The organism is Thermocatellispora tengchongensis, assembly GCF_014202315.1.
In the GTDB taxonomy this organism is placed as follows: Bacteria; Actinomycetota; Actinomycetes; order Streptosporangiales; family Streptosporangiaceae; genus Thermocatellispora; species Thermocatellispora tengchongensis.
The window spans coordinates 391,245-402,598 of record NZ_JACHGN010000005.1; the positions used below are offsets into that span (position 1 = coordinate 391,245).

The 11,354-nt window shown below is 72.6% G+C and carries 9 protein-coding genes; 3 read left to right on the plus strand and 6 right to left on the minus strand.

What is annotated here, in order from left to right; all coding sequences use genetic code 11:
- The first annotated feature begins 38 nt into the window (after positions 1-38).
- Positions 39-1,964 (plus strand): S9 family peptidase, encoded by a 1,926-nt coding sequence (locus tag HNP84_RS13910; protein WP_185050076.1) that lies wholly within the window; start codon positions 39-41, stop codon positions 1,962-1,964.
- Positions 1,965-1,968: 4 nt separating this feature from the next.
- Here HNP84_RS13910 and rny read toward each other — a convergent pair whose 3' ends face one another.
- Both rny and HNP84_RS56025 read right to left on the minus strand, forming a co-directional pair.
- The gene (rny, locus tag HNP84_RS13915) at positions 1,969-3,591 is read right to left on the minus strand and encodes a ribonuclease Y (RefSeq protein WP_185050077.1); all 1,623 of its coding nucleotides are present in this window, start codon (positions 3,589-3,591) and stop codon (positions 1,969-1,971) included.
- 425 nt (positions 3,592-4,016) lie between these two features.
- Complete coding sequence (locus tag HNP84_RS56025; RefSeq protein ID WP_312924835.1) at positions 4,017-5,282, minus strand: regulatory protein RecX; 1,266 nt, start codon at positions 5,280-5,282, stop codon at positions 4,017-4,019.
- Here HNP84_RS56025 and HNP84_RS56030 point away from each other — a divergent pair.
- Positions 5,208-5,372, plus strand: a complete 165-nt coding sequence (locus tag HNP84_RS56030) for a hypothetical protein (RefSeq protein ID WP_185050307.1) — start codon at positions 5,208-5,210, stop codon at positions 5,370-5,372. The genes HNP84_RS56025 and HNP84_RS56030 overlap by 75 nt on opposite strands.
- Before the next feature lie 1,128 nt (positions 5,373-6,500).
- Here HNP84_RS56030 and recA read toward each other — a convergent pair.
- Positions 6,501-7,622: a recombinase RecA gene (gene recA / locus HNP84_RS13930; protein WP_185050078.1), complete on the minus strand. Its 1,122-nt coding sequence runs from the start codon at positions 7,620-7,622 to the stop codon at positions 6,501-6,503.
- 247 nt (positions 7,623-7,869) lie between these two features.
- On the opposite strand from recA, the gene HNP84_RS13935 reads away from it, so the two are divergent.
- Positions 7,870-8,142 (plus strand): hypothetical protein, encoded by a 273-nt coding sequence (locus HNP84_RS13935; protein WP_185050079.1) that lies wholly within the window; start codon positions 7,870-7,872, stop codon positions 8,140-8,142.
- Positions 8,143-8,179: 37 nt separating this feature from the next.
- On the opposite strand, the gene HNP84_RS13940 is transcribed toward HNP84_RS13935, so the two are convergent.
- The 3 genes from HNP84_RS13940 to HNP84_RS13950 form a co-directional block, all read right to left on the minus strand.
- Positions 8,180-10,177 (minus strand): ABC1 kinase family protein, encoded by a 1,998-nt coding sequence (locus tag HNP84_RS13940; RefSeq protein WP_312924719.1) that lies wholly within the window; start codon positions 10,175-10,177, stop codon positions 8,180-8,182.
- Positions 10,178-10,255: 78 nt separating this feature from the next.
- Positions 10,256-10,450 (minus strand): DUF3046 domain-containing protein, encoded by a 195-nt coding sequence (locus HNP84_RS13945; RefSeq protein WP_185050080.1) that lies wholly within the window; start codon positions 10,448-10,450, stop codon positions 10,256-10,258.
- 296 nt (positions 10,451-10,746) lie between these two features.
- A complete protein-coding gene (locus HNP84_RS13950; RefSeq protein WP_185050081.1) occupies positions 10,747-11,235 on the minus strand; it encodes a VOC family protein in 489 nt (162 codons plus the stop codon).
- Between the last annotated feature and the right edge of the window lie 119 nt (positions 11,236-11,354).

Sequence of the window (11,354 nt, forward strand, 5' to 3'; positions counted from 1 at the left end):
CGGCCACACGCGGCGCGGATTTCCGGCAGGATGCGGCTATGTCCCCCGAGCAGTCCGCCGCGCCGTCGCCGGAACGGCCGGCCGTGCCGTATTCCTCGTGGCCGTCCCCGATCAGCACCGCCGACGTCGCGCGCTCCGGGCTGCGGCTGGCGTTCCCCACCGTCCTGGGCGAGGAGGTGTGGTGGGCCGAGGACCGTCCGTCCGAGGGCGGGCGTACCACGATCGTGCACCGCTCGGCCGACGGCTCCCGCCGTGAGCTGCTGGCCGCCCCGTGGAGCGCGCGGTCGCGGGTGCACGAGTACGGCGGCCGCTCCTACGCGGTGGCGCCGGGCCGGGGCGTGGTCTTCGCCAACCAGGCCGACCAGCGCCTCTACCTGCTCCCCGCCACCGGCGACGGTGAGCCGTGCCCGCTGACTCCCCCGCCCTCCGTCCCCGCCGGGGTCCGCTACGCCGACCTGGTGGTGCACGGCGAGGAGGTCTGGGCCGTGTGCGAGCGGCACCACGACGACGGCAAGATCGTCCGCTCGATCGTGTCGGTCCCGCTCGACCCGCTCGCGCCCGGCGGCGGCGAGCCTCGGGAGCGGGTCACGGGCAGCGACTTCTACGCCGCCCCCGCGATCTCCCCCGACGGCGAGCACCTGGCCTACATCTGCTGGAACCACCCGCGCATGCCCTGGGGCGGCACCGAGCTGCGGGTCACCCGCCTCGCCGACGGCCACTCCTGGACCGTCAAGGGCGGCTCGTCCGAGTCGGTGCTCGCCCCGCGCTGGCGCGACGACCGGCACCTCTACCTGATCTCCGACTGGTCCGGGTGGTGGAACCTGTACCAGATCGGCATCTTCGGCACTTCCTCCCAGGCGCTGTTCCCGGCGGAGGAGGAGTTCGCGCTGCCGCCGTGGGTGCTGGGCACCCGTCCGTACGAGGTGCTGGCCGACGGGCGGCTGGCGGTGCTGCACGGGCGCGAGGATCTGCGGCTCGGCCTGCTCGACCCCGAGACCGGGGCCCTGACCGACCTCGACGTGCCCTACGACGGGTGGCAGCCGATGCTGGCCGCCGACGGCACGACCCTGGCCGGCGTCGCGTACGGCGCGGCGGTGCCGTCCTCGGTGGTCCGGCTCGACCTCGTCACCGGCCGCGTCGAGGCGCTGCGCCGCGACATCGAGGAGCTGCCCGACGTCGCCTACCTGCCCCGCCCGCGGCCGGTGGAGATCGAGACCCGGCTCGGCCGATCCGTGCACGCGATCGTCTACCCGCCCGCCAACCCCGAGGTCACCGGCGACGGGGGCCCGCCGCCGTACGTCGTGTTCGCGCACGGCGGTCCAACCGCGCACAGCTCCACCGCGCTGGACCTGGAGAAGGCGTTCTTCACCAGCCGCGGCATCGGTGTCATCGACGTCAACTACGGCGGGTCCAGCGGCTACGGCCGCGCCTACCGCGAGCGGCTGCGCGGCCAGTGGGGCATCGTGGACGTCGAGGACGTGATCGCCGCGGCCGAGTGGCTGGCCGCCGAGGGGCTGGCCGACCCGGCGCGGATCGCGATCCGGGGCGGCAGCGCGGGCGGCTGGACCGCCATGGCCGCCTGCTGCGCCTCCACCGTGTTCGCCGGCGGGGTCTCCTACTACGGCGTGAGCGCGCTGGCCCCGCTCGCCGCCGCCACGCACGACTTCGAGTCGCGCTACATGGAGTGGCTGGCCGGGCCTCCCGACCCCGCCGTGTACGCCGCCCGCGAGCCGCTGGGCCGCGTCGAGGGCATCACCTGCCCCATGCTGCTGATGCAGGGCCTGGACGACCCGGTCGTGCCCGCCTCGCAGTCGGAGGCGTTCGCCGCCGCCCTCGACGCGCGCGGGGTGCCGTGCACGTACCTCACCTTCGAGGGCGAATCACACGGCTTCCGCCGCACCGAGACCCGCAGCGCCGCCCTGGCCGCCGAGCTGGCCTTCTACCAGCAGCTCTTCCTGCTGTAGGGCGTCAGCGGGCGAACTCGATCGCCCGCGACTCGCGCACCACCGTGATCCGGATCTGCCCCGGGTAGGTCAGCTCCTCCTCGACCTGCTTGGCCACGTCACGCGCGATCACCTGGGCCTGGATGTCGTCCACCGCGTCGGGCTTGACCATCACCCGGATCTCGCGCCCGGCCTGCATCGCGAAGACCTTCTCCACCCCGTCGTAGGACTGGGCGATCTCCTCCAGCCGCTCCAGCCGCTTGACGTACGCCTCCAGCGACTCGCGCCGCGCGCCGGGACGGCTGCCGCTGATCGCGTCGGCCGCCTGGGTGAGCACCGCCTCGACCGTGCGCACCTCGACCTCGTTGTGGTGGGCCTCGATCGCGTGCACGACGTCCTCGTGCTCGCCGTAGCGGCGGGCGATCTCGGCGCCGATCAGGGCGTGGCTGCCCTCGACCTCGTGCGTGAGCGCCTTGCCGATGTCGTGCAGCAGCGTGCACCGCTTGAGCAGCATCGGGTCCATGCGCAGCTCGCTGGCCATGATCCCGGCGATGTGGGCCGACTCGATGAGGTGCTTGAGCACGTTCTGCCCGTAGGAGGTGCGGTAGCGGAGCTGCCCGAGCAGGGTGATCAGCTCCGGGTGCATGTCGGTGATGCCCAGCTCCACCAGGGCGTCCTCGCCGGCGCGCACGCACAGGTCCTGCACCTCGGCGCGGCTGCGCTCGTACGCCTCCTCGATCCGCTGCGGGTGGATGCGCCCGTCGAGCACCAGCTTCTCCAGGGTGAGGCGGGCGGTCTCGCGGCGTACCGGGTCGAAGCACGACAGCAGCACGGCCTCCGGCGTGTCGTCGATGATCAGGTTGACCCCGGTCGTGGACTCGAACGCGCGGATGTTGCGCCCCTCGCGCCCGATGATCCGGCCCTTCATCTCGTCACCGGGCAGGTGCAGCACGCTGACCACCGACTCGGCGGTCTGCTCGGTGGCGACCCGCTGCACGGCCAGCGTCACGATCTTGGTCGCGCGCTTCTCGCCCTCCTTGCGCGCCGCCCCCTCGATCTCGCGTACGATCAGCGCCGCCTCGCGCTTGGCCTGGTTCTCGATCTCCTTGACCAGCTCGGCCTTGGCCTGCTCGGCGGTGAACCCGGACACCCGCTCCAGGATCGCCCGCCGCTCCTCCTCCATGCGCAGCAGCTCGGCACGCCGGTCGGCCAGCTCGGTCTCGGTCTCGGCGAGCTGCCGCCCCCGCTCGGCCTGCCGCTTGGCCTCCTCGTCAAGCCGCTGCTCCCGCTCGGCCAGCCGCTTCTCGCGCCGCTCCAGGTCGGAGCGCAGCTCCTTGAGCTCGTTGCGCAGGACCCGGGTCTCCTCCTCGACCTCCTTGCGCAACTGAACGGCCGTACGCTCGGTCGCCTCCGACCGGGTGAGGATCTCGCTGGCGTCGGCCTCGGCCTTGGTCCGGATCTCCCCCGCCTCGCGCCGGGCCTTCTCCAGCTCGGCCTGCACGACGCTGAGCTGCTCCGGGGTGGGCTCGTCAGACCGGTTCGGGCCCGCGGCTCCGGTGCGGCGCACCAACACGACCAGCGCGGCGATCGCCACAAGCGCGAACACCAGCACAGCCACCGTCAGTGCGACGACAACCGCAGTCTCCATGCGCGCCCAACCCTCCTCGCGTCGCGACCCAAAGCACGCGAGGTGTCACACGCACGGCACGGAAAAGCCAACCGATGGCGCCATCAGGACAAATATCAAACCGCGATGGACCAGGCACCGACCGTCACGGCCGACACCCCGTCCGCCTCGCCCCATCGAGCTCGCTCGTCCGTCATACACCGTTATGGCAATCCGCGCAGCGCGGAGTAACTCCTCACTGCCGTCGAGATTAGGTGTCAAACAGGCCACGAGCAAGCAAAGGAAGCCTGACAGGCCAGTTTCGCCCGGCCCCGGAGCCCGGTACGGCCCACCCGGAACCAGGCGTCCTCCGCCGCCTACAGACCGCCCAAAGGAGGAGGAAACGCGGCGAGAGAGGCTGCCCGGAGGAGACATGACCAACGAAGACGCCACTTTCGGAGAAAACCTCACCCGAAGGAGTCGTCGGGAAGGCCGTCCACGGATTCGCCCTCGGCCTCCAGCGCCTCCCGGATCACCCGGTAGGCGAGGGAGCCCGAGTAGCCCTTACGGGCCAGCATGCCGGCCAGCCGGCGGGTGCGTACGGCGGGGTCGAGGCCCCGGGTGGACCGCAACTTGCGGGCCACCAGCCCCCGGGCGGTCTCCAGCTCCTGCTCCGGATCAAGCTGATCGACCGCGTCACGCACGGTGTCGTCGTCGACACCGCGCCGCCGGAGCTCGGCGGCCAGAGCACGACGGGCCAGCCCCCGCCCCGCGTGCCGCGAACTCACCCAGGCCGCCGCGAACGCCTCGTCGTCGATCAGCCCCACGTCGGTGAAACGCGCCAGCACCCGCTCGGCGACCGCCTCAGGCACCTCCCGCTTCCGCAACGCCTCCGCGAGCTGCGCCCGGGTACGCGGCGCGAGCGTCAGCAGCCGCAGACAGATGGCCCGCGCGACCGCCTCCGGGTCGGCATCGGGCCCCTGACTCGCCACCGACCCCGGCACCGGCCCCTCCGGCCCCCGGTCACCCCCACGACGCCGCCCACGCCCACCCCGATCCGAGGCCCGCCGCCCACCACGCCCAGAGGACTCCCACCCTTCGGCAGAGCCACCCCCGACCACAGAGCCGTCCCGACCATCGGAACCGTCCGCAGCGGCGAAGTCACGCCCGCCGTCGAAGCCCTCCTCGGCAGCGGCACCACGCCCAGCAGCAGACCCACCTCCCACAGCGAAGCCACGGCCGACAGCAGAGCCACGGTCGGCAGCGGAGCCACCTCCCACAGCGGAGCCACGGCCGGAAGCGGAGCCACGCCGGGCCGCGAAGCCGTCCCCACCAGCGCTGCGGTCCCCACCATTGAAGCCGTCCCCACCAGCGAAGCCACGCGCAGCAGCGGAACCACGCCTGCCGCGCGAGCCCCGCCCGGTGGCGGAGTCACGCCCGCCAGAAGCTCTGCCGCCTTCCGCGACCTCGTCCGGGTCGTCTCCGTCCCAGAGGGTTCCCCAGGAGCCGCCACGCCGCCCCTGAGGGCTCCCACCGGCGTCCGGCCAGGGCGGCGACGCGGCGAAGCCCGCGCCCGACGCCGGGTCCGACTCCCCCTCCCCCCAGTCAGAACCGGCCCTCTCACCCCAGCCCGAATCCGGGAAGTCACCATCAGGGACGTGACCGTGGGGGACGCGGCCATCGGGCACGCGACCATCGGGCACGCGACCGTCGGGCACGCGACCATCGGGCACGCGACCGTCGGGCACGCGACCGTCGGGCACGCGACCGTCGGGGAAGTCGCCCAGCCGACGCGCCCGCGCCGCCCCCTTGCGACGGCGTGACGACGCCCTCCGCGAGCCCTCCCCGACCGCAGCCCGGCCGGCCCCGTCCTCATCCCACGCCGGGACCGAGGGTCGCCTCCGCCGAGACGCCCCCGAAACGCCGGTACCACGCCGCACGGAGGGCGCTGCCGCATCCCCCTCACCGCCACCGGGCGCCGCGTCACCCGCGAAGCCCGGTCCACCTGCCGAGCCCGGCCCACCTGCCAAACCCGGCCCACCTTCGGGGCCCGCCTCGCCCGCAGGAGCCGCCTCATGGGTGGAATCGGCATCGGGGGCGAAATCCTCGTCACGGGCGAATGGCGTGTCGTGGGCGAAGTCTGCCTCGCCGGGGAGGTCCTCGGTGCGCAGGGAGTTCAGGTCCTGCCAGGAGTCACCGGGGCCCTCGGCCGGTTCGGGGGCCGCGTGCCACCACGGCTCCCCGGCGCTCGCATCCGCAGGGGACGCCTCCTTCGGCCACGAACCGCCCGCGTCGGCACCCCAGGCCGGGTCCGCGCCCCACGACTGGGCCGAGGGTGCATCCCGTGAGGAGTCGGCCGCCTGCCGCTCCTCGGGATCGGTACCTGGTGAGGAGCCGGCCGAGGTCCACCCCACAAGCGGAGACGCCTCATCCGGGCGCGGAGCGGCCGGATCAACAGTCCACCACTGCGCCCGGACGGCATCCCCCGACGAACCCACCGAGCGCCGCTCCACGGGGCCGGTATCCCGTGAGGAGCCGACCGACCGCCACCCCGCAAGCGGAGACACCTCATCCGGGCGCGAAGCGGCCGGATCAACGGTCCACCACTGCACCGGGGCGGCATCCCCCGACGAACCCACCGAGCGCCGCTCCACGGGATCGGTATCCCGTGAGGAGCCGGCCGATCGCCACCCCGCAAGTGGAGACACCTCATCCGGGCGCGGAGCGGCCGGATCAACGGTCCACCACTGCGCCGGGGCGGCATCCCGCGAGGAACCGGACGAGCGCCGGTCCTCGGGGTCGGTGTCCCGGGAGGAGGGGGCCCCGGCCTGCCACCACGGTACGGGGCCGTCGGCCTCGGGGGTGGGGGATGGCCGGGGGTGCGGGGCCGGGTTGTCGGGATGGTCGGGGTGGTCAGCGGTCGGGTCGCTTGGGGCCATGGGTCAGGCCGATCAGACGTCACCCGGCTTCGGAGCGGTGGCCGCCTTGGCGGTGCGGGCGCCTGCGGGGGCGGTGGTCCTGGCGGCGGGCGGCGGGGGCGTGGCGGCGGAGGGGGCGGGGTCGGCGGGGGCGTCGATGCGGGGGCCGACGCCCAGCTTCTCCTTGACCTTCTTCTCGATCTCGTTGGCGATGTCGGGGTGGCTCTTGAGGAAGTTGCGCGCGTTCTCCTTGCCCTGGCCGAGCTGGTCGCCCTCGTAGGTGTACCAGGCGCCGGACTTGCGGACGAAGCCGTGCTCCACGCCCATGTCGATCAGGCCGCCCTCGCGGGAGATGCCCATGCCGTAGAGGATGTCGAAGTCGGCCTGGCGGAAGGGCGGGGCCATCTTGTTCTTGACGACCTTGACCCGGGTGCGGTTGCCGACCGGCTCGGTGCCGTCCTTGAGGGTCTCGATGCGGCGCACGTCGAGGCGGATCGAGGCGTAGAACTTCAGCGCCTTGCCACCGGTCGTGGTCTCGGGGCTGCCGAACATGACGCCGATCTTCTCGCGGAGCTGGTTGATGAAGATCGCGGTGGTGCCGGTGTTGTTGAGCGCCCCGGCGACCTTGCGCAGCGCCTGGGACATCAGCCGGGCCTGGAGGCCGACGTGGCTGTCGCCCATCTCGCCCTCGATCTCGGCCTTGGGCACCAGGGCCGCCACCGAGTCGATGACGATGATGTCGACGGCGCCGGAGCGGATCAGCATGTCGGCGATCTCCAGCGCCTGCTCGCCCGTGTCGGGCTGGGAGACCAGCAGCGCGTCGGTGTCGACGCCGAGCTTCTTGGCGTACTCGGGGTCGAGGGCGTGCTCGGCGTCGATGAACGCCGCGATGCCGCCGGCCCGCTGCGCGTTGGCCACCGCGTGCAGGGCGACCGTGGTCTTACCGCTGGACTCGGGCCCGTAGACCTCCACGATCCGGCCGCGGGGGAACCCGCCGATGCCGAGCGCGACGTCGAGGGCGATCGACCCGGTCGGGATCACCTCGATGGGAGCCCGGGACTCGTCGCCGAGGCGCATGACCGAGCCCTTGCCGAACTGGCGCTCGATCTGGGCGAGCGCCGTCTCAAGGGCCTTCTCGCGGTCGTTGGCTGCCATGAATGCCCCCTGGGAGGGTCGTGGTCCTGTCGTTTCCGTCGCGTGCAAGCTACGGGGTGCCGCCGACATTTTCCGGCTCTCGCCGGAATCGGCTCCTCCAAATATAGCCGAACGGCTGTTCGATCATCCGGGGAACACGCGCGAGCGCGCCGAACCTCCAGGCGACATTCCCGGGCATTCCGCTTCCCCTGTTGTCAGCGCGCTGAGCTGGGGAGATCCTTAAGGGGAGCCGACCTTGAGGTGCCAGGTGACAAGCACGTTCGCCGAGCAACGCCGTGCCCATCTCCAAGCGCTGTCCGCCCAGCTCCCCGACCGGGGGCTCGTCGGCAGGACTCTCGGGGGCGAGGATCCCGTGTTGTGGATCTGGCACCCCCGCACCGGTAAACAGACGATCGTCTTCGCCACCCCGTCCACCGACGGCTGGCTGTTCCTGTGGTCCCCCGGGGGCCAGGAGGACGCCGCGAATCCGGCCCAGACCGCCGACCTGATCGAGAAGCTGCTCTCCGAGGGCGATGGGTGACGGGCGACGGGTGACGCGTGATCGTTGACTGGACGGGTCAGGCGCCGCCCGAGCGGCGGAAGATCCCGGCCAGTACGCGCAGCGCCAGGATCATGCTGATCACGAGCAGGTTGTAGCCGAGGAACTCGTACAGCCCCACGGCGTCGGTCATCCGGGGCCCGGAGTCGATGCCGAGCAGGAGCACGGCCATGAGCCCGCCGGTGGCGGCGAGCACCGTGATCAGCACCTGGTGCAGCATCGCGGCGACGTGGCCGCGATCCCGCTCGTCGGCGAGCAGGCGTACGTTGACCGCGAACCTGCCGTGCTCGGCCGCGCTCAGGATGCGGTCCACCCTGCGCGGCAGCCGGCGCAGCATGGGCAGCAGGGCCAGCAGCTCCCGGGTGGCCATCTCGCGGGCCGCCTCCGGGCCCAGGCGCTCGGCGAGGTACGCGTCGCCGAACGCGCGCGCCTCGGCGACGATGTCGAACCCCGGCGACAGCGACGCCAGCGCCCCTTCGACGGTGGCCAGGGCCCGGAACACCGCGGCCACCTCCGCCGGCACCGACAGCCCGTACGCCGCGACGATGCGGAACAGGTCGGTGAACATGCGCACTCCGGGCGTCTGCCCCGCCCCCAGGTGCCGGGCCAGGAACTGGCCGAGCGCCCGTTCCAGCCGCTCCTGGTCGATCTCCTCGGGCCGGGCGGCGATCTCCAGCAGCACGTCGGTCACGGCCAGCGGGTCGCCCCGGTCGAGCGCGAGGAGCAGCCGCCGCAGCGCCTCGCGCAGCGCCACGTCCAGGCGGCCGACCGAGCCGAAGTCGAGCAGGGCGAGGCGCCCGTCGTCCAGCAGGAGGACGTTGCCGGGGTGCGGGTCGGCGTGGAAGACGCCGTCCACCATGATCTGCCGCAGCAGGGAGCGGAGCAGGCGGCCGGCCAGCTCGCCGGGGTCCAGCCCCAGCCGCGCGATCACGTCGCCGGCCGCGGCCAGCGAGGTGCCGGAGAGCCGTTCCATGACCAGCACGCGCCGCGAGCACAGTTCCAGGTGCGGCGCGGGCACCCGTACGCCGGGCGCCCCGCCGTCGCCCCCGTCCGCCGCGGCCGAGGCGGCGGCGACCGCCACCATGTTGTCGGCCTCGACGCGGAAGTCCAGCTCCTCCCGCAGCGCCTCGGCGAACCCGTCGGCCAGCTCCCGTACGCCGATCGCGTGGCCCCATCGCGTACGGGTGGCGATGGTGCGGGCGAGCCTGTCCACGATGTCCAGGTCACGCGCCACCACGTCCTCGATGCCCGGCCTGCGCACCTTGACCACCACGTCCTCGCCGGAGCGCAGGCGGGCGGCGTGCACCTGGGCGATCGAGGCGGCCGCCAGGGGCTCTCGGTCGAAGGCCGCGAACACCTCGTCCACGGGCGCGCCGAGCTCGGCGGCGAGCGTACGCTCGACCTCCGGCCACGGCGCGGGGGCCACGTTGTCGCGCAGCCGCCCCAGCTCGTCGATGAACTCGGGGGGCAGCAGGTCGCGGCGGGTGGAGAGGATCTGGCCGAGCTTGACGAAGGTGACGCCGCCCTCCTCCAGCGCCTCGCGCAGCGAGCGCGCCAGGCGTTCGGCGGTGGTCCCGGTTCCGGCGCCGGAGCCGGTTCCGGAGCCGCGCAGGTACGGTCCCAGGCCGTGCCGGACGGCGATGCGCATGATGTGGAGGTACCTGCGCGTACGCAGGACGCGGCGGCGCAGCCCGCGCACCGCCTCCACCGGGCCCGGGATCGACCCGGTCGGCGCCAGCGCCTCGGCGACGGCGAGCACGACCATCGCGGCGAGCACCGCGGTGATCACCGACAGGACGATCACCCAGAAGCGGACGGAGTACGGGATGCTCTCCACGCCGTCCGGCGGGATGAACGCGCCGACGATCGGCTGCGACATCAGGAAGCCCACGACGCCCGCCGCCACCGTGCGGACGACGCCGAAGCGCAGGTTGAGCAGCCGTCTCGCCACGGCCGCCAGGGCGAGGACCGTGACGACGGTCATCACCACGATGAGCGCGACCAGCAGGCCGTCCACGCGATCCCTCCCCCGGGCGTTCGGCCGTCGGAAACGGCAATTATGCCGGGAAAAGGCGGTTCGGGGGGTTGGGGTGGGTCAGCGGAGCTTGGGGTCCACGTCGGTCACTTCGCAGACCGCGCGCCACACCGTCTTGGCCGACTCGCCGTCGGCGAGCGCCTGCATCACCGTACGCCCGCCCAGCTCGGCCAGCACGAAGTCGCGGGCCCACGACTCCGCGTACCGCTCACCGAAGTGGCGGTTCATCCGGTCCCAGAAATCTGTCAGGCGCATATGCCCAGTATGGGTCCGGCCGGACCATGACCGGGCCGTTCTGGACGACCATGGCCCAGTCCGTGACCGGCCCGTGCCTCCTGCGACCGCCCGCGGGATGCGCGCTGTGAGAAGGCGTGCGGGATGCGCCGCGCCAGGGCCCGTGAGGTGCCTTCTGCGCCGCCCATGGCATGCGCCGTGTGACGGTCCGCACAAGGGGGTGACGGCCCGTCGCCCTCCGGCGGCGGGCGGACGGCACGGGTGCCGGTCACGGGCCCGTACCGCCTGGGATCATCCGCCCGCGGATCGTCACGGCGTCACAGGACGCGTGAGCCGTACATCTCGCCGAGCGGGTCGGCGAGCAGTTCCAGGCGGGTGCCGTCGGGGTCGCGGAAGTAGATGGAAGCGCCGCTCTCGATCTGGTGCGGCACGCTGGCCGCCTCCAGCTTGCCGCGCAGCCGGTCCCAGGTGGAGGGATCGACGGAGATCGCGATGTGGTGCAGGCCGCCGAGCACTTCCCGGTACGGCCCGAGGTCGAGGCCGGGGAAGTCGAAGAAGGCGAGGAGGTTGCCGTTGCCGATGTCGAAGAAGAAGTGGTTGGACCCGGGGTAGTCGCGGTTCTCGAAGATCTCGGTCAGGGGGAACTCCAGGAGGTCCTGGTAGAACCTGATGGTGCGCTCCACATCTGAGGAGATCAACGCGAAGTGGTGCAGGCCACGGGCGCTGCTGGGCGGCCGGTGCTCGCGGAGGTGGGCGGCCCGGATGCGGTCCCGCGTCTCTGCGATGGCCGCGTGATCGATGCTCATATCGCTGTTCTTTCCCCTATAAGGGGAACAATCCCTATTTACCGAGATGGATGTCCCGGGTAAGAGCGCGTTCCGCTCGCCGGCGATCATGGGCGCGGCGTTTTCTGTCGGTGGCGCGA